We start from the raw sequence: 21,853 nt of genomic DNA on the forward strand, positions 1-21,853 counted from the left end.
GCCACGCGCGTGGCAGGATGGACAACCCGTCGGGATTTCCCGGCAATTGGGGTGAGCGGGCAGGACGGTCACGGGGAAGGGGAAGACTGGTGAACGGCCTCAACAAGGGCATCCGTAAGGTCGAGATCGCGCTGAGGTGGGACCCGAGTCCGTCGGGGCAGCCCTCCACCGACCTGGATCTCGTCGCCGCGCCCTATCCGGCGGGCGAGACGCACGGCACTCCCGCCTACGTGGTGCACTTCGACAGTCGTTCCCCCGACGGCACCATCACGCTCAACCGGGACAGCAAGGACGGCCAGGGCTTCGGCTACGACGAGGTCATGACGCTGGAACTGGACCGGCTCGACCAGCGGTACGCGCGCGTGGTGGTGGGCGTCGTCATACAGCAGCACCAGGGCCGACGGACGTTCTCCGGGGTGGGCAACCCCGGTCTGCGCATCCGTGAGGGCTACACCGTGCTGGCCGAGGACGACTTCGGCGGCGTCCTCGGGGCCACGGCGGCGACGGTCGCGGAGTTCGTCCGGGGCGGGTCGGGGGCCTGGGAGTTCCGCCCCGGTGTCCAGGGCTTCGAGGGCGACCCGGCGGACTTCACCCGTGCGATGGGGTCCTCGCGCCGGGCCTGACCGGAAAACACCGAGGGCGGTGGCGCCGGAACACCGGCACCACCGCCCTCAGCCGTCCCTCACGTCCGGGCAGCGCCCGGACGTGCCGGCCGCGTCAGCTGCAGCCGCTGGTCGAGCCGCAGCCCTCGCAGATGTAGCAGGAACCGGCGCGCTGCATCTTCGTACCGCAGGAGAAGCACAGCGGGGCGTCGGCCTGGATGCCCAGCTGCATCTCGACCAGCTCGGCGCTGGTGTGGGCCTGCTTCGGGGCCGGCTTGACCGCCTCGGCCTCGGCCTTCGGCGTGGACACCGCCTTCAGCTCCTGGGCCCGCGGTGCCGACTGGGCCAGGCCCTCGACGTCGACCTCGTCGTCGGACGGCTCGTACGAACCGGTCTCCAGGTGGCGCTGGCGCTCCTCGGCGGAGTGGATGCCGAGCGCGGAGCGCGTCTCGAAGGGCAGGAAGTCCAGCGCCAGGCGGCGGAAGATGTAGTCGACGATCGACTGCGCCATCCGCACGTCCGGGTCGTCCGTCATGCCGGCCGGCTCGAAGCGCATGTTGGTGAACTTCGAGACGTACGTCTCCAGCGGCACGCCGTACTGGAGGCCCACCGAGACGGCGATGGAGAAGGCGTCCATCATGCCCGCGAGCGTCGAACCCTGCTTCGACATCTTCAGGAAGACCTCGCCGAGACCGTCGTCCGGGTAGGAGTTGGCGGTCATGTAGCCCTCGGCGCCGCCGACCGTGAAGGAGGTGGTGATGCCGGGGCGGCCCTTGGGGAGGCGCTTGCGGACCGGGCGGTACTCGACCACCTTCTCGACCGCGGCGCGGATCGTCTCCTCGGCCTTCTCGGTGACCTCGGCCTTCTCCTTCTCCTTGGTCTTCGCGGAGAGCGGCTGGCCGACCTTGCAGTTGTCGCGGTAGATCGCGAGCGCCTTGACGCCCAGCTTCCAGGCCTCGAAGTAGATCTCCTCGACCTCCTCGACGGTCGCCGTCTCCGGCATGTTGACCGTCTTGGAGATGGCGCCGGAGATCCAGGGCTGGATCGCGGCCATCATGCGGACGTGGCCCATCGGGGAGATGGCGCGCTCGCCCATGGCGCAGTCGAACACCTCGTAGTGCTCGTGCTTGAGGCCGGGGGCGTCGATCACATTGCCGTGGTCGGCGATGTGGGCGACGATCGCCTCGATCTGCTCCTCCTGGTAGCCCAGGCGGCGCAGGGCCTGCGGGACGGTGCCGTTGACGATCTGCATCGAGCCGCCGCCGACCAGCTTCTTGAACTTCACCAGCGCCAGGTCGGGCTCGACGCCGGTGGTGTCGCAGGACATCGCCAGACCGATGGTGCCGGTCGGGGCGAGCACGGACGCCTGGGCGTTGCGGAAGCCGTTCTTCTCACCGAGGCGGACCACGTCCTGCCATGCCTCGGTGGCGGCGGCCCACACCGGGGTGTCCAGGTCGTCCATGCGCACGGCGGTGCCGTTGGCGTCGGCGTGCTGCTTCATGACGCGCTTGTGGGCGTCGGCGTTGCGGGCGTAGCCGTCGTACGGGCCGACGATCGCGGCGAGTTCGGCGGAGCGCCGGTACGCCGTGCCGGTCATCAGGGAGGTGATGGCGCCGGCGAGGGCGCGGCCGCCGTCGGAGTCGTAGGCGTGGCCGGTCGCCATCAGCAGGGCGCCGAGGTTGGCGTAGCCGATGCCGAGCTGGCGGAAGGCGCGGGTGTTCTCGCCGATCTTCTGGGTCGGGAAGTCCGCGAAGCAGATCGAGATGTCCATCGCGGTGATGACCAGCTCGACGACCTTCTGGAAGCGGTCGACCTCGAAGGACTGGTTGCCCTGGCTGTCGTCCTTGAGGAACTTCATCAGGTTCAGCGAGGCCAGGTTGCAGGACGTGTTGTCCAGGTGCATGTACTCGCTGCACGGATTCGACGCGGTGATCCGGCCGGACTCGGGGCAGGTGTGCCAGTTGTTGATGACGCCGTCGTACTGGATGCCCGGGTCGGCGCAGGCCCAGGCGGCCTCGGCGAGCTTGCGGAAGAGCGCCTTGGCGTCGACCTCCTCGATGACCTCGCCGGTCATCCGGGCGCGCAGGCCGAACTTGCCGCCCTGCTCGACCGCCCGCATGAACTCGTCGTTGACGCGGACCGAGTTGTTGGCGTTCTGGTACTGGACGGAGGCGATGTCGTCGCCGCCCAGGTCCATGTCGAAGCCCGCGTCACGCAGGACGCGGATCTTCTCCTCCTCCTTGACCTTGGTCTCGATGAAGTCCTCGATGTCCGGGTGGTCCACGTCGAGGACGACCATCTTGGCCGCGCGGCGGGTGGCGCCGCCGGACTTGATCGTTCCGGCGGAGGCGTCGGCTCCGCGCATGAAGGAGACCGGGCCGGAGGCGTTGCCGCCGGAGGACAGCAGCTCCTTGGAGGAGCGGATCCGGGAGAGGTTCAGGCCGGCGCCGGAGCCGCCCTTGAAGATCATGCCCTCTTCCTTGTACCAGTCGAGGATCGACTCCATGGAGTCGTCGACGGACAGGATGAAGCAGGCGGAGACCTGCTGCGGCTGGGGCGTGCCCACGTTGAACCACACGGGGCTGTTGAAGCTGAAGATCTGGTGCAGGAGGGCGTACGCCAGCTCGTGCTCGAAGATCTCGGCGTCGGAGGGCGAGGCGAAGTAGCCGTGGTCCTCGCCGGCCTTCCGGTACGTCTTCACGATGCGGTCGATCAGCTGCTTGAGGCCGGTCTCGCGCTGCGGGGTGCCCACGGCTCCCCGGAAGTACTTGCTGGTGACGATGTTGACCGCGTTCACCGACCAGAAGTCGGGGAACTCGACGCCACGCTGCTCGAAGTTGACCGAGCCGTCGCGCCAGTTGGTCATGACGACGTCACGGCGCTCCCAGGCCACCTCGTCGTACGGGTGGACTCCGGGAGTGGTGTGGATGCGCTCGATACGCAGTCCCTTGCCGGCCTTGTTGCCCTTGGCTCGGGAACTCCGTGCCGGACCGCTCGCCGTCTCTGTCATGCCGCCTCCCTGTACGGGCGAAAACGCCCTGAAGTGCCCCGATTGTTCCCGTGGCACGGTGTTCTGTCTGGTGCTGCGGGCACCCACTCGTCTGCCCGCAACAGGTCTTCTGGTCGCCGCCGCCCGGCCGGTCCCCGCGTCTGGCGTGCCGGGCCGGCCCGCCGGTCAGTCGGCGGCGGGAGCGGGCGCGGGGACCTGGACGGCCCCGCCGGGCCCGCTGTCGTCTTTCCGGCCCCCCGGGGCGGCTCCCTCGCCGCCCCCGTCGTGCCTGCCGTCCGCGGCGGGCCGCTCCGCCCGCCTGAGTTCCGCGATCGCGGCCTCGAAGTCCTCCAGCGAGTCGAACGCCCGGTAGACGGACGCGAACCGCAGGTAGGCGACGAGGTCGAGTTCCTGCAGCGGGCCGAGGATGGCCAGCCCTACGTCGTGGGTGGTCAGCTCGGCGCTCCCGGTGGCCCGCACCGCCTCCTCGACGCGCTGCCCGAGCTGGGCGAGGGCGTCCTCGGTGACGGGCCGCCCCTGGCACGCCTTGCGCACACCGTTGATGACCTTGGTGCGGCTGAACGGCTCGGTGACTCCGGACCGCTTGACCACCATGAGCGAACACGTCTCCACGGTCGTGAAACGACGGGAGCAGTCCGGACACTGGCGGCGCCTGCGGATCGACGTGCCGTCGTCGGTCGTACGGCTGTCGACGACACGGCTGTCGGGGTGCCTGCAGAAGGGGCAGTGCATGAACTCCCAACCCTCCTCACAGCAGACTCGATGGCCTCGCAGGGCCTCTCGGGCCTCACGAAGCAGCACCAGCATAGGCGATCTCCAAAGGCCCGAAGACCCGGGGGACCACAACTTCTGGGCTGCTGCCGCAATCCAACCACTAGATGTGGTGATTGACTCATACATCCACGACTGCACGCGTGTCGCGCGTGTCGGGGCGGGCAGGACACGCCGGAGGACAGGGGGATGCCGTGCGGGAGGCGGGGACGGGGTGTGCGGACCCCGAAGAAAGCGGGGCCGCTCCACGCGCCACGGAGCCCCCGGTGACAGACTGAGGGCCCGCGACCGCGAGGCCGTCGCCTCAGCGGTGAAGAGTACAACCCCCGGCCCGTCCGCCCGACGGGAAGCGCGGCGACCGATACACCTTGACGAGAGATGGCGCACGACGATTCGCGATTTTTCACTCGAACGTGTGTTTGGCGCAACCTTTCGAAAGCAACTACCGTTGTGCTGCAGGGAGACCATCGAGAGGGGCCGACGTGACCACCACCGCAGACAGTGCCGCCATCACTGCCCAGGACCGCCCCCAGGGCCGGATCGAGCCGGTGCACGCGATGAACGAAGCCATGAATCCCGAGGGGCACAAGCGCTCCTTGCCGGGCCGACCTCCCGGCATCCGGGCGGACAGCTCCGGACTCACCGACCGCCAGCGCCGGGTGATCGAGGTCATCAGGGACTCGGTGCAGCGTCGCGGCTACCCGCCGTCGATGCGCGAGATCGGCCAGGCGGTCGGTCTCTCCAGCACGTCCTCCGTGGCCCACCAGCTGATGGCCCTGGAGCGCAAGGGCTTCCTGCGCCGCGACCCGCACCGCCCGCGCGCCTACGAGGTGCGCGGCTCCGACCAGGCCGCCTCCGTGCAGCCCACGGACACCGCCGGCAAGCCGGCCGCGTCCTACGTGCCCCTGGTCGGCCGTATCGCCGCCGGTGGCCCGATCCTCGCCGAGGAGTCCGTCGAGGACGTCTTCCCCCTCCCCCGGCAGCTCGTCGGTGACGGTGAGCTGTTCGTGCTGAAGGTCGTGGGCGACTCCATGATCGAGGCCGCGATCTGTGACGGCGACTGGGTGACGGTCCGCCGCCAGCCGGTGGCCGAGAACGGGGACATCGTCGCGGCCATGCTCGACGGCGAGGCGACCGTCAAGCGCTTCAAGCGGGAGGACGGCCACGTCTGGCTGCTCCCTCACAACGCGGCCTACGAGCCGATCCCGGGCGACGACGCGACCATCCTGGGCAAGGTGGTGGCCGTTCTACGGCGCGTCTGAGCACGGCGCGGGGACGGCCCGGACGGCCCGCCCCGCCCCTGACCGGGCCCCGGGACCCCTGCGCCGGTTCCGGGGTCCTGTGCTGTCCGGACGGACCGGTTGCGGCCGCCGCTTCCGACGGGTGGCGTGTGCTTCCGGTGAGGTGGCGTGCCGCGGCACGCCACCTCACTCACTGCGACGTCGTCCCCGCCTCCGCCCGTTGCGCCGTCGCGTCGATCGCGGCCAGCGACTTCCTGACCTGGTTGCGGTCCGTGGTGTACCAGAAGTCGGGCAGCGAGGCCTTCAGATAGCTGCCGTACCGGGCAGTGGCCAGCCGCTGGTCCAGTACGGCCACCACGCCCCGGTCGCCCGAGGCGCGCACCAGACGGCCGGCGCCCTGCGCCATCAGCAGCGCCGCATGGGTGGCGGCGACCGCCATGAAACCGTTGCCGCCGGCTTCCTCCACGGCCTTCTGGCGGGCGCTCATCAAGGGGTCGTCCGGGCGCGGGAAGGGGATCTTGTCCATGACCACCAGCTGACAGCTCGGACCCGGTACGTCGACACCCTGCCAGAGCGACAGCGTGCCGAAGAGACAGGTCTTCGGATCGGCCGCGAAGTTCTTGATCAGTTCGCCGAGGGTCTCCTCCCCCTGGAGGAGGATCGGGAACTCCGGGATGCGGGAGCGCAGCTCCTCGGCGGCGAGCTGGGCGGCCCGCATCGAGGAGAACAGCCCCAGGGTGCGGCCGCCCGCCGCCTGGATCAGCTCGGTCAGCTCGTCCAGCATGTCCCCGCGGTCGCCGTCACGGGCCGGGCGCGCCAGGTGCTTCGCGACGTAGAGGATGCCCTGCCGGGGGTAGTCGAACGGTGACCCCACGTCGACGCCCTTCCACCGGGGAAGGTCATCGCCTTCGGCGCCCTCGGGACCGAGCCCCAGGGAGGCTCCCACACCGTTGAAGTCGCCGCCCAGCTTCAGCGTCGCGGAGGTCAGGATCACGGAGCGTTCGGTGAAGAGCTTCTCCCGCAGCAGGCCCGAGACGGACATGGGGGCGACGCGCAGGGACGCCCCGAAGCGGTCGTGCCGCTCGTACCAGACGACGTCCCACTCGGAGCCGTGCGTGATCCGCTCCGCCACGTCGTGCACGCTCTCCACGGAGGCCAGCGCCTGTTTGCGGACCGCGTCCTCGTCCTGGACGGACTTGTCGCGGGTGTTGCCGAGGGCGGAGATGACGGTGCGGCAGGAGTCGCGCAGCGCCATGAGCGCGTATCCGAGGTCCTCCGGGATCTCCTCCAGCCGGCCCGGAAGGGCCAGCTCCATCAGCCGTTCGAACCCTTCGGCGGCGGTCTGGAGCTGGTCGGCGGCCTTCTCGTCGACGAGCTTCGCGGCGCGCCGCACCGCGCGGTTGACCTGCCCGGGGGTGAGCTCCCCGGTGGCGACCCCGGTGACCCGGGAGACCAGCTCATGGGCCTCGTCGACGATCAGCACCTCGTGCGGCGGAAGCACCGGGGCGCCCTCGATGGCGTCGATCGCGAGCAGGGCGTGGTTGGTGACGACCACCTCGGCCAGCTTGGCGCGCTCACGGGCCGCCTCGGCGAAGCACTCGGCCCCGTAGGCGCACTTCGTGGCGCCCAGGCACTCCCGTGACGACACCGACACCTGGGACCAGGCCCGGTCGGACACGCCCGGCGTGAGGTCGTCCCGGTCACCGGTCTCCGTCTCGTCGGACCAGTCGCGCAGGCGCAGCAGGTCCTGGCCCAGTCTGCTGGTGGGCGCGGCCGCCTCGAACTGGTCGAAGAGCCCTTCCTCCTCGTCCTGCGGCACGCCCTCGTGCAGCCGGTGCAGGCACAGGTAGTTGGAGCGGCCCTTGAGCATCGCGAACTCCGGGCGACGGCGCAGCAGCGGATGCAGCGACTCCACCGTGCGCGGCAGGTCACGCTCCACCAGCTGGCGCTGCAGGGCCAGGGTGGCCGTCGCCACCACCACCCGCTCCCCCTGCGCGAGCGCGGGCACCAGATAGCCCAGCGACTTTCCGGTGCCGGTGCCGGCCTGGACCAGCAGATGGGCTCCGTCGTCGATCGCCTCGGCGACGGCTTCGGCCATGGCCACCTGGCCGGGGCGCTCCGTGCCGCCGACGGCGGTGACGGCGGCGTGCAGGAGTTCGGGGAGTGAGGGCTTCGTCATAGCGCGACCACCCTACGGCCCGGCACCGACATTCGTGCGATCACCGCGAGGGCTGGGGATGTGATCAAGACGGGGGCTCCTCCGTCGGGTGGGGTGGGGGCTGGAGAGTCGCTGGGGCGGGGCACGGGCAGGTGGCCGGGGGACCGCCGCGGCGTGAGGGGGAACCGCGGCAGCGTGGGCGGCGCACCGGTCGCGAGGGCACGGGGACGGAGCTACATCAGATGGCGCAGGGAGCGGTCCCGGACCATGAGGGCGGCCCGCTTGGTGGGCAGATCGACCTCGGCCGAGAAGCGGAAGCCCGCGTTGAGGAAGGCGGTGACGGAGGGAACGTTGCGCAGGTCGGGTTCCGCGACGACACGCGGTGAAGCGGGCCTCCTGGCGAGGGCGAGGTCGGCGACCGCCCTGAGCAGGACGCTGCCGAGGCCCCGCCCCCGGTCGCCCGCGGCGCCGATGAGGACGTGGAGTCCGGTGTCGTGGGGCCGGGCCGGGTAGTGGAGGGCCAAGGGGTCGAGGTCCGCGCGGTAGACCTCCCAGTAGCTCATCGGCGTGCCGTCCAGGACGCCGAGGCACGGAACGCTGTGTCCGTCACCGGTGAGCTGGGCCCGCAGGTGGCGGGCCGTCACGGCCGGCGGTCCGGAGAGTTCCCAGTACACGGCGACGGCCGGGTCGTTCATCCACCGTGACAGAAGAGGCAGATCCCGCTCGACGCGAACGGGGACGAGCCGGAACAGGCCCGCGGGAGTGCGGGCCGGGCCCCAGGCGCCGATGTGGTCGGACATCACAGGTGCAGGGGGTTGGCGATGGTGACGTAGACGGACTGGGTGTCGACCGGGCCGACGAGTTCGTCGAGGCCGTGCAGCCGGGTCAGCAGGTTCGCCTTGCAGCGCAGGACGGGTGAGTCCAGCAGGCGGGCGGGCAGCGTGCTGCGCGTCCGGGCCGGTCCGGTGGACACCGTGGTGAGGAACCGGCGGAAGGCGGCGAGCAGCAGCCGTTCGTCGGCCAGGCGCTGGGAGCCGAAGGCGCCGATGAGCCCGAGGACGTTGTTGACGCCCAGGTAGTAGGCGAAGCGTTCGTCGGTGACCTCGTCGGAGACGAAGGTGTCGCTGTGCTCGCCGATGCCGGGCAGCCGGGCGTCGAGTTCCGCGCGTCGCGACGCGCGGAAGTAGTAGCCCTGGTTGTCCCGGTGGCGTCCGCCCGCGGGCCAGCCGTCGGCGTCCAGCAGCAGCAGGGTGTTCTGCTGGTGCGCCTCGAGGGCGATGCCGGCTTCTCCGTCCAGCCACAGCACGGGCCGCACCACGTGTTCCAGGTACCGCAGGAACCACTCGGCGGCGACGGCCGCGGACGGCCGCCCCGTGCGACCGGTGAGGCGGGTGACGATCTCGGCCAGCCGGGATCCCGTACGGCCACCGGGCCGGGGCCGCGGCGAGAGCAGTCCGGCGACGCAGGCGACGTCGTCACGCGGCTGGAACGGGTTGTGCCGGATCACCGCGTCGAGTCCGGGCACGGGGTCACCGGCCGGCGTGTCCACGGCGATCCAGGCCGGGTCCCGGACGATGTCGAAGCCGGGGTGCGCGGCCCGCCACCGCTGGGACAGTCCGGTGCGCAGCAGGCGGTGGACCTCGACCCCCCGGTGGAGTTCCTTGCGGAGGTTCTCCCGGCGGGAGTTGGTGATGCGCAGGCCCAGGGAGAGCTTGAGCATGGCCGGAGCGCCGGTCCGGTGGACGGTGCGTACGGAGGAGGTGGGGTGCCACGGAGCACCGTGGCCGCCGAGGTCCCGGAGCAGTCCGGCGTCCAGCAGCGCGGCGGCCTCGGGACGGTGGCGGATCTGGTTCAGTTGCCAGGGGTGCACGGGGAGGGCCGCGTAGCCGTCGGGCAGCGACAGTCCGGGACCGGCGAGACGTGCGGTCAGGCGGGCCGCGGGGACGGGGCGTCCGCGCTCGGTCCAGGCGGAGTCGGTGGCGAGCAGGGACGGTGCGACAGCCATCCAGTGCAGCGGGAAGGAGCCGCGCGACTCGGGAGAGTACCGCTGCGCCTCGGCGTCGGAGAGGCCCTCGCGGCTCTTCGGGTCCGGGTGCAGCGGATGCCCGAGGACGAGTGACTGTTCGGCGGCGAGGAAGAGGTCGGGGTGGTCGGCCGTGTCCGCCCGCCGGTCGCTGACGAAGGCGCTGACACGCCGTACGGAGTCGGCGACGCGCGCGACCAGGTCGGTGCCGTCGCCGGCCGGGGGACGTACCGGTTCCGGGATGCCTGCGTTCTCCCTGCCGAGGAGGGCGGCGAGCAGGACGGCGTCGACCGGTGGGGCGAGGGCCGGGGCATCGGCCAGGCGGGGAGGACCGAAGCGGTGCCAGCCGGTCGGGGACCAGTGGAACACGGGGACCAGCAGGGACGTGCCGCTGGCCGGCAGGGGGATGTGCAGGGTGTCGCCGTCCGGGGCGGGGAGGCCGGTTTCGCGCACCCAGCAGCGCAGGAGGTTCTCCAGGGCCGCCGTGTGGGCCGCCCGGCGCGGGTCGGGGTGGTCCAGGAGGTCGCTGCCGGGCCGCTCGGTGCCGGGTGGTGTTGTCCCCTGGTGGGGAGCCACGGGGTTCGTGCGGTCAGCCGGTGCGGAGGTCGTGTGCAAGGCGGGTCCTCGGGAAGTGGTGCGGTGACAGGGTGCGGGGGTTCGTGCCGTCAGCCCGTCCGTGCCCGCCGCCGGGGCGAGTGGGCTGCCGGTGTGGATGCGGGAGGCGGGCAGGGCGAGGCCGTCGCGGTGGACCACGACGGCCAGGGGCAGGCCGCCGCCGGTCACCGCGGACAGCCCCCTCGCGTCCGGCGTGGTGCCGCCGTGCTCCACGGCCCGGAAGGTGCCGGTCCGTCCGATCCCCGTGAGCGTCTCGTCGGCGATCAACGGGACGGACCGGTCGGCCGTGAGCCGCCGAGGCCGGGCGTCCGGCGCCGGGAGCGGCCCGCCGTCGTCCCGCACGGGCTCAACGATCATCCCGGCAGGACGGCGCACGTCCGGCGCGGTGCCGCCGAGCGCGGACTCCGGCCGGTGGTCGGCGAGTTCGGCACCGGCCCGTCCGGTCGCCGCCCGTACGGGCCGGAGGGCGGTGGCCACCGCGTCGTCACGGCCCGGTCCGCGGAAGCGCACGCGGGCGCGTTCGGCGAGTCCGGGGGGCGGGGTGCGCGACAGTCCGGTGACGAAGGCGCCCCTCACCGGGGTCACCGGGCCGGGGGCGTGGAGCGGTGCGCCCGAGTCGATGACGCCGCGGATCGCCTCCGGCACGGCGGGACGGTCGTGCCCGGGCGCGAGGGTCCCCGCGCCGAAGGGGCAGCCCGGACAGCACCGGCCGTCAGCGCCCTCGACGGTCGTCCCGCGCGCCCGTACCGGGACGGCCGACAGGACACCGGTCCCTCGCCCCTCGTCCGTGGATTGCGCCACCGTCCTCGGTCCTCCCCGGTGTTCCCGCCGAACCACGACACGGGGAATCCGGGTTCGGGCAGCGGATCCCCCACCCCTACCAACCGCGGACCACCCACCGGGTTACGGGTCGCTCCGGGATCCCTGCCCCGTGGACCGGCAACTCGGGGGCCACCGGCCTCAAATGGGCGTATCTCCGGAAGATCGACCAGGTCAGACGGCTTGTAGCCGAACCGTTGCCGTTCCGTCTGACGTCCCCCACGGCGAGCGCATAGTGTGTGGTGCCGTTCCCGAAGGCCGTGGGAGCGTCCCCGAACTCCGCGCGGAGCAGGGGCGGGACCACGTCCGAAGCGCCAAGTCCGTTCGTTCCAGGGGGAGTCAGATCATGCGATCCATACGGCCGTCGTCCACCACTCGCCGAGGAGGGCGGGCGCGGCGGACCTCCCCCGTTCTGGCCGCTGTCGCGCTCGCCTCGGCGCTCGCCCTCACCGCCACCGCCTGCGGATCGGGGGACACCGACGCGAGCGCCGGGGCCTCCGCGACCGCCGCCGACGACGGCAAGTTCAAGATCCCGGACGACATCAAGGACCGGCTCAAGGAACACGGGATCGACCTCGACAAGTGGAGGGACGGCGCCTGGAAGGACTGGAGCAAGGACGACTGGCTGCGCGAGGCGCAGGACTACGTCAACCCGATCATCGAGGGCCTGTGGGACCCGGACCGCATGCGGGACGCCGAGGAGCCGGACCAGGGGGTCGACGAGAGCGACATCTCCGGTGACCAGGGCGTGACGGACCCGACTCCGGAGCCGGTGCAGGCGGAGGCCGTCGCGCCGTCGTACCACGCCAACGCCCCGACTGCGGGCAAGGTGTTCTTCGACTCGCCCGAGGGCACGATGGTCTGCTCGGCCACGGTGGTGCAGGACCCGGCCAACCCGGGCAAGTCCAACATGGTGTGGACGGCGGGCCACTGTGTGCACGCGGGCAAGAAGGGCGGCTGGTACCGCAACATCGCCTTCGTGCCGTCGTACAACGACGCGGGCAGGTCGGCGAAGGAGCTGGAGACCGCCACGAAGGAGGAGGTCGCTCCGTACGGCGTCTGGTGGGGCGACTGGGCGCAGACCTCGGACCAGTGGATCGAGCAGGGCGGTTCCACGGGCGGTGACGGCGCCTCGTACGACTACGCGGTCATCCACGTGACGCCGGAGGAGGGCGGCGACGGCAAGTCGCTGGAGGAGACGGTCGGTTCGGCGCTGCCGGTGGACTTCGACGCTCCCGCGGTGCCGGACGTGGAGGAGATCACGGCGATCGGCTACCCGGCCGCCTCGCCGTACGACGGTGGGACGCTGTACCGCTGCCAGGACAAGCCCGGACGGCTGTCGCTCGACGCGTCGGACCCGACGATGTACCGCATCGGGTGCAGCATGACCGCCGGTTCGTCCGGTGGCGGCTGGGTCGCGACGGGTTCGGACGGGAAGCCGGCACTGGTGTCCAACACCTCCATCGGCCCGGTGACGTCGGGCTGGCTGGCCGGTCCGCGACTGGATGACGCGGCCAAGGGCCTGTACGACGCGGTCAGCGAGAAGTTCTCCGGTCGGTGACCGGCGCGGCCGGTCCCGCGTGCCGCCGCGCGGGACCGGCCGGGGCGACGGCACCCGGTGCCGAGGCCCCGGAGATCCACGCACGCGGCGGCAGGGCATTCATTCACGTCAACGGGGGTCATCGCACCATGCGTTCCACACGTACGTCCGCGCCGCTCGGACGCGGCCGTCGCACCATCCTCGGCGCCGCCGGGCTCGTCGTCACCCTGGCGCTCACCACGACCGCCTGCGGCGGTTCCGGGGAGGACGAGGCGAACGACAAGCCCGACGCCACCACCTCCCAGGCCGCCGGCGGCGACGGCGGCAAGGTACGGATCCCGGACGACATCAAGGACCGGCTCAAGGAGCACGGGATCGACGTCGACGAGTGGAAGGACGGCGCCTGGAAGGACTGGGACAAGGACAAGTGGCTCAGTGAGGCCGAGGACTTCGTCAATCCGGTGATCGAGGGCCTGTGGAAGCCCGACCGGATGCGGTCCGCGAAGGAGGCCGACAAGACCGTCTCGGTCAAGGACGCGTCGGCGGCCCGGGGCGTCAGTGACCCGGAGCCGGCCCAGGTCCGGGCGGAGGCCGAGAAGACGCCGTACCACGAGAACGCGGCGCCGGTCGGCAAGGTGTTCTTCGACTCCCCCGAGGGCCCCTCCGTCTGTTCCGGCACGGTCGTCAAGGACGTGAACCACCCGGGCAGGTCCAACCTCGTCTGGACGGCCGGACACTGCGTCCACGCAGGCGGCAACGGTGGCTGGTACCGCAACCTCGTCTTCGTGCCGGCCTACAACGACCTCGGCAAGTCGGAGGCGGAGCTGGGCGACGCGAGCGCCTCCGAGACCGCCCCCTACGGCAACTGGTGGGCGGACTGGGCGTCGACCTCCAACGGCTGGATCCAGGGCGGCTCGGAGTCCGGCGGCGACGGGGCCGCGTACGACTACGCCGTGCTGCACGTGAAGCCGGAGCAGGGGTCGAAGTCCCTGGAGGAGACGGTCGGCGCCGCGCTGGACGTCGACTTCTCCGCGCCGTCCGCGGCGGAGGCGGGCGAGATGGGCGCCTGGGGCTACCCGGCCGCCCCGCCCTACAACGGCCTGCAGATGTTCAAGTGCCTCGACGCCCCGGGACGGTTCTCGCTCAGCGCGGACCTGCCGACGATGTACCGCATCGGCTGCTCCATGACCGGCGGCTCGTCCGGCGGCGGCTGGTTCCGGGTACTGGACGGCGAGACGGTGCTGGTCTCCAACACCTCGATCGGCCCGATGGACAACACCTGGCTGGCGGGCCCGCAGCTCGGCGAGGACGCCGAGGCGCTGTACCAGAACATGAGCGAGACCTACGGCGGTCAGTGATCCGCACGGGGCGAAGGCACGCCTCCTGCCGTGGGCTTCCGTTCCCGTGGTCGTCGTGGCCCCCCGGTTCAGCCGCCGAAGAAGCCGCCGTGTGAGCCGGAGACGTGCTTCCGGCTCACACGGCGGGGGGAGCGACGGCCAGGCGTGCCAGATCGTCGGTGTCGGCCCGAAGACGGGTCGCCGAGGGCGTAACGGTCGCAGTGCCGCCCCCTGCCCTGTCCAGGCACCCGCGCGAGAACGGACGGATCCACGTCGCCGACCGGCTCCGGGAGAAGGCCACGGTTCGTGCGACAGCGGTGAGCCGGGCAGAAGCCCGTCGGCCGCCGTCGCCGCGGAACCGGACGGTCGCCCACGCGGAACGCTCGGCCGGGAAACCTCGGCCGAGCGCCTGCGTGAACTGCTCGCGGCCCGGTCGACACGACCACGTGTCGCGGCGCCCCCTGGGAAGCGCCGGGCAGGGGCGGGCCTTCGCCCCCGCCGTGCGTGGTTCAGCCGGCCGGGGTGGGAACGTACGGCGTGAGTTCCGCCGCCAGTTCCTCGTGCACCCGGACCTTGAGCAGGGTGCCCTCCGGGGTGTGCTCCTCGGAGATCACCTCGCCCTCGTCATGGGCGCGGGCGACCAGCTTGCCGTGGGTGTAGGGGACGAGTGCCTCGATCTCCACGGACGGGCGGGGCAGCTCGGCGTCGATCAGTGCCAGCAACTCCGCGATGCCCCGGCCGGTGCGGGCCGAGACCGCGATGGAGCGCTTCTCCACCCGCAGCAGCCGCTGGAGCGTCAGCGGGTCGGCCGCGTCGGCCTTGTTGATCACGACGATCTCGGGTACGTCGGTGGCGCCGACGTCCCTGATCACCTCGCGCACGGCCGCCAGCTGCTCCTCCGGGACCGGGTGCGAACCGTCCACCACGTGCAGGATCAGGTCGGCGTCGCCGACCTCCTCCATCGTGGAGCGGAACGCCTCGACCAGGTGGTGCGGCAGGTGCCGGACGAAGCCGACCGTGTCGGCCAGCGTGTACAGCCGGCCGCTCGGGGTCTCGGCCCGGCGCACGGTCGGGTCGAGGGTCGCGAACAGGGCGTTCTCGACCAGGACGCCCGCACCCGTGAGGCGGTTGAGCAGCGAGGACTTGCCCGCGTTGGTGTAGCCCGCGATGGCCACGGACGGCACCTTGTGGCGCTTGCGCTCCTGGCGCTTGATCTCGCGGCCGGTCTTCATCTCCGCGATCTCCCGGCGCATCTTCGCCATCTTCTCGCGGATCCGGCGCCGGTCCGTCTCGATCTTGGTCTCACCGGGACCACGGGTGGCGAGGCCACCGCCCTTGCCGCCGCCCATCTGCCGGGACAGCGACTGACCCCAGCCGCGCAGCCGCGGCAGCATGTACTGCATCTGCGCGAGCGCGACCTGCGCCTTGCCCTCTCGGGACTTGGCGTGCTGGGCGAAGATGTCCAGGATCAGGGCCGTACGGTCGATGACCTTGACCTTGACGACGTCCTCGAGGTGGATCAGCTGGCCGGGGCTGAGCTCACCGTCGCAGATGACGGTGTCCGCGCCCGTGTCGAGCACGATGTCGCGCAGTTCCTCGGCCTTGCCGGAGCCGATGTAGGTGGCGGCGTCGGGCTTGTCGCGGCGCTGGATCACGCCGTCGAGGACGAGGGCGCCGGCCGTCTCCGCGAGGGCGGCGAGCTCGGCCAGGGAGTTCTCCGCGTCCTGCACGGTTCCCGAGGTCCACACCCCGACGAGCACGACCCGCTCCAGGCGGAGCTGCCGGTACTCGACCTCGGTGACGTCCTCGAGCTCGGTGGAGAGACCCGCGACACGGCGCAGGGCCGCGCGCTCGGAGCGATCGAACTGGTCGCCGTCCCGCTCTCCGTCGATGTCGAGACTCCAGGCGACGTCCTCTTCCATCAGGGCATCGGCCCGAAGACCCTCGGGATAGGTGTGCGCGAGGCGCTTGGTGTCCTGGGAAGGGGAAGAAGAGGAGGTCATTGGGTCCTTACGTCGTCGGTAAACCTTCTGTGGCGACGGAGCCGGTCCGTGGGACCCTCCGTCACTGTCCACAACGTCCGGGGCGCCCGGGAGATTCCCGGTCCCCGAGGGGCGCGGACCTGACGATGGTCGCACGGTACGGCCCGTCTCGTCACCGTGTTATTCCCGGTCCCCGTCCGGTCGATGCGCGGGCGGGAGCGGCTTCCGGTCGGGTGTCGCGGCCCGGGCCGCGGACTTCCACTCGGGGCGGCCGGGCATCGGCGGGGTCGTGGCCCCATACAGCCAGGGGTGCAGGAAGCCGGTCAGGTCGCGTCCGGCGACGCGGGACGCCAGCCGGACGAAGTCGGAGGTGGTGGCGGTGCCGTTCCGGTGGCGGGTGACCCAGTCGCGCTCCAGGCGTTCGAAGGCGGCACGGCCGATCTCCTCGCGCAGGGCGTACAGCACGAGCGCGGCGCCGGAGTAGACGTTCGGCCGGAAGATGCCGGTCTTCCGGCCTGGCTCCGGGGGCTTCGGCGCGGCGGGCGGTCCGCCGGCCGCGCGCCAGCCGTCGGACGCCTCGTAGGCGGCCTTCATGCGTTCGTCCAGGGACCCGCCGCCCCGCTCCTGGGCGTACAGCGCCTCGTACCAGGTGGCGTGGCCCTCGTTGAGCCACAGGTCGGACCAGGTGCGGGGACTGACGCTGTCGCCGAACCACTGGTGGGCCAGCTCGTGCACCATGATCGATTCGACGTACCAGGCGGGGATGGCGGGATCGGTGAACAGGCCGCGTTCGAAGAGGGAGAGGGTCTGGGTCTCCAGCGCGAAGCCGGTGGACGCGTCGGCGAGGAGCAGGCCGTAGGTCTCGAACGGGTAGCGGCCGACCCGTTCCTCCATCCAGGAGATCTGGGCGGGGGTCTTCGCCAGCCACGGTTCGAGCTCCGCGCGGTGCGCGGTGGGCACGACGTCCCGCAGGGGCAGCCCGTGCGGGCCGGTGCGGTGCGGGACGGTGGAACGGCCGATGGAGACCTGCGCGAGTTCGGTCGCCATGGGGTGCAGGGTCTTGTACGTCCAGGTGGTGGACCCGCGGGTGCGGTCGGTGTCGGCCGGCAGGCCGTTCGCGACGGCCGTGTGGCCGTCGGGCGCGGTGATCCGGAAGGTGAACACCGCCTTGTCCGAGGGGTGGTCGTTGCACGGGAACACCAGGTGGGCGGCGTCGGCCTGGTTGGCCATGACGAGACCGTCCGCGGTGCGCACCCAGCCGCCCTCGCGGTCCTCGGCGGCCACGGGGACGCTGGTGTGCCGGACGGTGATCCGGGCCCGCTCGCCCTCGACCAGGTCGTCCGTGGGCGTGATCACCAGGTCCTCCCCGGCACTGGTGAAACCGGCCGGACCGCCGTCGACCTCGACGGAGTGGACCGTACCGTGGGCGAAGTCGAGGTTGATCCGGTCCAGGTCGGCGGTGAGGCGGGCGTCGATCGTGGTGACGGCCGGCAGCGGCCGGTCGTTGCGGCCGGGGTAGTCGAGGGCGATGTCGTACGACAGCACGTCGTACCCGGGGTTGCCCAGGTGCGGGAAGAGCCGGTCACCGATGCCGAGCGGGACGGCGGGGGCGCTCGCGGCGATCAGGCAGACGGAGACGGCGGGGGCGAGCAGCACCGTGGCCGTCCGGCGGTGACGTGCGCGACCGGTTCCGGCGCGGGGGGTTCGTCTGTGGGGGGTGCGCAGCATTCCCCACGGCTATCAGGGCGCGTGTGCGCCGTGGTGACGGCGCGCTTCCGGCCCACCCGATCGGGTAGTCGCACCGCCGCTCGGACGTTCCGTGCTCCGGTCAGGTGCCCGGTGCCTGCGGCTGGGCCCGGCTCACGTCGTACACGCCGGCCACATTGCGCATCGCGCGCATGAGAACGGGCAGGTGGGCGGCGTCCGGGAGCTGCACGGTGTAGGTGTGCCGCACCTGCTGCCGATCCGGGGGTTCGACGGTCGCGGAGACGATCTCGGCGCCTTCGAGGGCCATGGCCTCGGTGAGGTCCGCCAGCAGATGCGGCCGGACGAAGGACTCCGCGACCAGCGTGACCCTGCACTCGGCGCCTTCCCCCCAGCGCACGCCGACCTCCGCGCGCCCCGCACTCTTCATGCGCGCCACCGTGGCGCACCCGGTCCGGTGCACGGTGACCGTTTCCCCGCGCACGGCGAAGCCGGTCACCTCGTCGGGCGGTACGGGCGTGCAGCAGCCGGCGAGCCGTACGGTCGCGCCGGCCCGGTCGGCCAGGACCTGGGCAGGGGCGGGACGGCCGGGGGCCGGGGCATCCGGAGCCGGGGACGGAGCGGGGTCGTCGGCGAGCGGCCGGGCGGCCTCCTCCGGCTCGGCCCCGGGTGCCTCGTCCGGTACGGGATGGGCGGTCAGCCACCGCTGGATGGCGATCCGCGCGGCGGGGGTGTGGGCGTGCTCCAGCCACTCCCTGGAGGGCTCGGAGGCCGCGTCCTGGCCCATCAGCAACTGAACGGTGTCGCCGTCCTTGAGGACGGTGCTCAGTGTCGCCAGCCGGCCGTTGACCCTGGCCCCGATGCACGCGTGGGCGTCCTCGCCGTACTGCGCGTAGGCGGCGTCCACGCAGGTCGCACCCTCGGGCAGGCCCAGTGCGCCCCCGTCGGGGCGGAACACGGTGATCTCGCGGTCCTGGGCGAGGTCCTCGCGCAGGGTGGACCAGAAGGTGTCGGGGTCGGACGCGGCCCGCTGCCATTCCAGCAGCCGGGAGAGCCAGCCGGGCCGGGTGGGGTCGACGCGTTCGCCGTCGCTCGCGGACTGCTCCTCCGGCGGTGCGGCGTAGGGGTTGCCGAGGGCGACGACCCCGGCCTCGGCGACCTTGTGCATCTGGTGGGTGCGGATGAGGACCTCGACGACCTGTCCGTCCGCACCGGCCACCGCGGTGTGCAGCGACTGGTACAGGTTGAACTTCGGTACGGCGATGAAGTCCTTGAACTCCGAGACCACGGGCGTCATGCAGGTGTGCAGCTCGCCCAGGACGCCGTAGCAGTCGGCGTCCTCGTTCACCAGCACCAGCAGACGGCCGAAGTCGGCGCCGCGCAGCGCGCCGCGTCTGCGGGACACGCGGTGCACGGAGACGAAGTGGCGCGGGCGGATGAGGACTTCGGCGGTGATGTCGGCCTCGCGGAGCACCTTGCGCACGTCGTCGGCGACGTCGGCGAGCGGGTCGTCCGCGCGGGCGGCGTTGCGGACGACCAACTCGCGTGTGTGCTCGTACTCCTCGGGGTGGAGGATCGCGAAGACCAGGTCTTCCAGTTCCGTCTTGAGCGCCTGCACGCCGAGCCGTTCGGCGAGGGGGATCAGGACGTCACGTGTCACCTTGGCGATGCGTTCCTGTTTCTCGGGGCGCATCACGCCGAGGGTGCGCATGTTGTGCAGCCGGTCGGCGAGTTTGATCGACATCACGCGGACGTCGTTGCCGGTGGCGACGAGCATCTTGCGGAAGGTCTCGGGCTCGGCGGCGGCGCCGTAGTCGACCTTCTCCAGCTTGGTGACGCCGTCGACGAGGTAGCGGACCTCCTCGCCGAACTGCTCGCCCACCTGATCCAGCGTCACCTCCGTGTCCTCGACGGTGTCGTGGAGCAGGGAGGCGGTCAAGGTCGTCGTCTCGGCGCCGAGTTCGGCGAGGATCAGGGTCACCGCGAGCGGGTGCGTGATGTACGGCTCACCGCTCTTGCGCATCTGGCCGCGGTGGGAGGACTCGGCCAGGAGGTAGGCGCGGCGCAGGGGTTCGAGGTCGGCGTCGGGGTGGTGGGCGCGGTGGGCGTCGACCACGTGCCCGATGGCGTCGGGGAGCCGGTCGCGGGCGGTGGGGCCGAGCAACGCGGCGCGGCCCAGCCTGCGCAGGTCGAGCCGGGAACGGGCCTTCCTGCGCGACCCCGTGGGTGTGGTGACGTGACCAGATGTCACAGGGCCTGGGGTCGCAGGGTTCACGGCCTCCGCGTTCATGGGCACCTCCGGCTGCGTGGACCGGCGGACGGCGTGCCCCAGGACGGACTCGGGCTCGGGGGACGGTGTTCGTCCCCCGTCCGGGCCGGTGCTTGATGCTACCGAGCCGGACCCCCTCAGGCTGACCGCCTCCGGCCGAGCGTGAAACGGATCACCCATTCGAGCGAAGTCCGGACGGGAGTCCCTTTCACGCCATCGAGTCCTGGATCAACCATGATCTGAAGGCGTGACCCCTTCCGTACCTGCGGATACTCACATCGCGCGGACGGGAAGTTGCGATCCCCAGCCGACGCCCCGGTCAGCGCAGGGCACTCTCCAGCCACTCGGGCTCGATCACGCCCTCGGCGACGATCACCGCCGGGCCGGTCATCTCGATCTCTCCGTCGGGCCGTTCGGTGATCACGAGGGTGCCGCCGGGCACGTCCACGGTGTACGTCGCCGGGGTGCCGGTGACCCCCGGGTCGACGCCGTCGCGGCGGGCGGTGGCCACGGCGACCGCGCACGCGCCCGTGCCGCAGGAGCGGGTCTCGCCGGACCCGCGCTCGTGCACCCGCAGCGCCACGTGCCGCGGGCCGCGGTCGACGACGAACTCCACGTTCACCCCGTCCGGGTAGGCGGCGGCCGGACTGAAAGGAGGCGGGGTGTACAGGTCGCCCGCGTGGGCGAGGTCGTCCACGAAGGCCACGGCGTGCGGGTTGCCCATGTTCACGTTCCGCGCCGGCCAGCTGCGCCCGCCGACGCTCACGGTGACGTCGCCCTCGGGGAGCAGCGCCCGGCCCATGCCGACGGTGATGTCCCCCTCCTTGGCGATGTGCACGGTCTTCACACCTCCGCGCGTGGCGACCGCGATGTCCCCCTCGGACACGTGCCCGGCGCGCTGGAGGTAGCGCGCGAACACCCGCACTCCGTTGCCGCACATCTCGGCGATCGAGCCGTCGCCGTTGCGGTAGTCCATGAACCACTCGGCCTCCGCCGCCATGGCCCGCGCCTCGGGGTGTGCCGCGGACCGCACCACGTGCAGCAACCCGTCGCCGCCGATGCCCGCGCGGCGGTCGCACAGGGCGGCGACGGCGGCCGGGGACAGGTCGACGGCGTTCTCGGGGTCCGGGACGATCACGAAGTCGTTCTCCGTGCCGTGTCCCTTGAGGAAGGCGATCCGCGTGCTCATCCCCCGATCGTAAGGGGTGCCGGTGACAGCGTGTCGCCGCCGGTGGACCACCGCACGCGGGGAGACGTCAGCGGAGCCTCGCCACCCGCCAGACCGCCAGGGCCACCACCGCGGCGACCAGCACGGCGTAGGCGGCCACGACCCGCCAGTCGGGTCTGCGTCCGGAGCCCCGGGGCGGCAGGCCCGGCCAGGTGGAGCCCACCCTGCGGGCGGCCATCATGCCCCAGCCGGCCGCGCAGGAGCAGATCAGCAGCCCCAGCATGGCGATCACGGCGCCGCTGTCGCCGAAGTCGAAGGCGAGCGGGAAGGCGAACATCAGGGAGCCGAGCGCGGCCAGCCCGACGATGGGCGCGAGCTGCCAGATGCGCAGCCGGCGCTGCGGGCGCAGCTCGACCTCGACCTCGTCGCCGCCCGTGAACATCTCGTCCGGCTCGGGGCCGTCGTCGGTCACGCCGCCCTGCGTCTCGTCCGGTCCGTCCGGACTGAGGCGGTCGGTCGTCTCCTGCTCCGGTGCACCCCGCCCGGTGGTGAGGTGTTCGGTGCCGTGTGCGGTGTCGCGAGGGCCGGCCTCCATCGCCACGCGCCCTCCCAAC

Annotated in this window: 14 protein-coding genes; 4 read left to right on the forward strand and 10 right to left on the reverse strand. The window is 71.9% G+C overall.

All coding sequences use genetic code 11. The features are described from left to right. Positions 1–89 precede the first annotated feature (89 nt). Complete coding sequence (locus ACH5AO_RS11365; RefSeq protein ID WP_398924003.1) at positions 90–623, forward strand: TerD family protein; 534 nt, start codon at positions 90–92, stop codon at positions 621–623. 94 nt (positions 624–717) lie between these two features. Here the strand turns inward: ACH5AO_RS11365 and ACH5AO_RS11370 are convergent, their stop codons facing one another. After that, positions 718–3,612 (reverse strand): vitamin B12-dependent ribonucleotide reductase, encoded by a 2,895-nt coding sequence (locus tag ACH5AO_RS11370; protein ID WP_398924005.1) that lies wholly within the window; start codon positions 3,610–3,612, stop codon positions 718–720. A gap of 165 nt (positions 3,613–3,777) precedes the next feature. Beyond that, entirely contained in the window at positions 3,778–4,344 is a 567-nt protein-coding gene (gene nrdR / locus ACH5AO_RS11375; RefSeq protein WP_398924006.1) for a transcriptional regulator NrdR, read from the reverse strand. A gap of 521 nt (positions 4,345–4,865) precedes the next feature. Here nrdR and lexA point away from each other — a divergent pair. Continuing rightward, positions 4,866–5,645, forward strand: a complete 780-nt coding sequence (lexA, locus tag ACH5AO_RS11380; protein WP_398924007.1) for a transcriptional repressor LexA — start codon at positions 4,866–4,868, stop codon at positions 5,643–5,645. Between the two features lie 169 nt (positions 5,646–5,814). Here the strand turns inward: lexA and ACH5AO_RS11385 are convergent, their stop codons facing one another. The 3 genes from ACH5AO_RS11385 to ACH5AO_RS11395 form a co-directional block, all read right to left on the reverse strand. Beyond that, positions 5,815–7,803, reverse strand: coding sequence for an ATP-dependent DNA helicase (locus ACH5AO_RS11385; RefSeq protein WP_398924009.1), 1,989 nt, complete (start codon positions 7,801–7,803; stop codon positions 5,815–5,817). Between the two features lie 212 nt (positions 7,804–8,015). Then, positions 8,016–8,687 (reverse strand): GNAT family N-acetyltransferase, encoded by a 672-nt coding sequence (locus ACH5AO_RS11390; RefSeq protein WP_398924056.1) that lies wholly within the window; start codon positions 8,685–8,687, stop codon positions 8,016–8,018. Beyond that, complete coding sequence (locus ACH5AO_RS11395; RefSeq protein WP_398924057.1) at positions 8,582–10,777, reverse strand: aminotransferase class III-fold pyridoxal phosphate-dependent enzyme; 2,196 nt, start codon at positions 10,775–10,777, stop codon at positions 8,582–8,584. The genes ACH5AO_RS11390 and ACH5AO_RS11395 overlap by 106 nt, the downstream gene beginning before the upstream one ends. An 808-nt stretch (positions 10,778–11,585) precedes the next feature. Here ACH5AO_RS11395 and ACH5AO_RS11400 point away from each other — a divergent pair. Together ACH5AO_RS11400 and ACH5AO_RS11405 are read left to right on the forward strand one after the other, a co-directional pair. Beyond that, on the forward strand, positions 11,586–12,800 hold the full coding sequence (locus tag ACH5AO_RS11400) for a trypsin-like serine peptidase (protein ID WP_398924010.1): 1,215 nt from the start codon (positions 11,586–11,588) through the stop codon (positions 12,798–12,800). 128 nt (positions 12,801–12,928) lie between these two features. Next, positions 12,929–14,137: a trypsin-like serine peptidase gene (locus ACH5AO_RS11405; RefSeq protein ID WP_398924011.1), complete on the forward strand. Its 1,209-nt coding sequence runs from the start codon at positions 12,929–12,931 to the stop codon at positions 14,135–14,137. A 488-nt stretch (positions 14,138–14,625) separates the two neighbouring features. Here the strand turns inward: ACH5AO_RS11405 and hflX are convergent, their stop codons facing one another. From hflX to ACH5AO_RS11430, 5 genes are all read right to left on the reverse strand, one after another. Continuing rightward, positions 14,626–16,119, reverse strand: coding sequence for a GTPase HflX (gene hflX, locus ACH5AO_RS11410; protein ID WP_398924012.1), 1,494 nt, complete (start codon positions 16,117–16,119; stop codon positions 14,626–14,628). Between the two features lie 159 nt (positions 16,120–16,278). Beyond that, positions 16,279–17,826 carry a M1 family metallopeptidase gene (locus ACH5AO_RS11415; RefSeq protein WP_398924013.1) on the reverse strand — a complete coding sequence of 516 codons (1,548 nt, stop codon included), beginning with the start codon at positions 17,824–17,826 and terminating at the stop codon, positions 16,279–16,281. A 100-nt stretch (positions 17,827–17,926) separates the two neighbouring features. Then, positions 17,927–20,092 (reverse strand): RelA/SpoT family protein, encoded by a 2,166-nt coding sequence (locus ACH5AO_RS11420; protein WP_398924014.1) that lies wholly within the window; start codon positions 20,090–20,092, stop codon positions 17,927–17,929. Positions 20,093–20,390: 298 nt separating this feature from the next. Further along, a complete protein-coding gene (dapF, locus tag ACH5AO_RS11425) occupies positions 20,391–21,260 on the reverse strand; it encodes a diaminopimelate epimerase (protein WP_398924015.1) in 870 nt (289 codons plus the stop codon). Positions 21,261–21,327: 67 nt separating this feature from the next. Further along, positions 21,328–21,834, reverse strand: a complete 507-nt coding sequence (locus ACH5AO_RS11430) for a hypothetical protein (protein WP_398924058.1) — start codon at positions 21,832–21,834, stop codon at positions 21,328–21,330. Between the last annotated feature and the right edge of the window lie 19 nt (positions 21,835–21,853).

Source organism: Streptomyces sp. NPDC018964 (assembly GCF_044390325.1).
Taxonomy (GTDB): domain Bacteria; phylum Actinomycetota; class Actinomycetes; order Streptomycetales; family Streptomycetaceae; genus Streptomyces.

Bases quoted from the DNA above. Each gene is read 5' to 3' on its own strand.
- ACH5AO_RS11415 (WP_398924013.1), bottom strand. From the start codon at position 17,826: ATGCTGCGCACCCCCCACAGACGAACCCCCCGCGCCGGAACCGGTCGC.
- ACH5AO_RS11430 (WP_398924058.1), bottom strand. From the start codon at position 21,834: ATGGAGGCCGGCCCTCGCGACACCGCACACGGCACCGAACACCTCACC.
- ACH5AO_RS11400 (WP_398924010.1), top strand. From the start codon at position 11,586: ATGCGATCCATACGGCCGTCGTCCACCACTCGCCGAGGAGGGCGGGCG.
- ACH5AO_RS11370 (WP_398924005.1), bottom strand. From the start codon at position 3,612: ATGACAGAGACGGCGAGCGGTCCGGCACGGAGTTCCCGAGCCAAGGGC.
- nrdR (WP_398924006.1), bottom strand. From the start codon at position 4,344: ATGCACTGCCCCTTCTGCAGGCACCCCGACAGCCGTGTCGTCGACAGC.
- ACH5AO_RS11395 (WP_398924057.1), bottom strand. From the start codon at position 10,777: ATGATCGTTGAGCCCGTGCGGGACGACGGCGGGCCGCTCCCGGCGCCG.
- ACH5AO_RS11385 (WP_398924009.1), bottom strand. From the start codon at position 7,803: ATGACGAAGCCCTCACTCCCCGAACTCCTGCACGCCGCCGTCACCGCC.
- ACH5AO_RS11420 (WP_398924014.1), bottom strand. From the start codon at position 20,092: ATGAACGCGGAGGCCGTGAACCCTGCGACCCCAGGCCCTGTGACATCT.
- hflX (WP_398924012.1), bottom strand. From the start codon at position 16,119: ATGACCTCCTCTTCTTCCCCTTCCCAGGACACCAAGCGCCTCGCGCAC.
- dapF (WP_398924015.1), bottom strand. From the start codon at position 21,260: ATGAGCACGCGGATCGCCTTCCTCAAGGGACACGGCACGGAGAACGAC.
- ACH5AO_RS11405 (WP_398924011.1), top strand. From the start codon at position 12,929: ATGCGTTCCACACGTACGTCCGCGCCGCTCGGACGCGGCCGTCGCACC.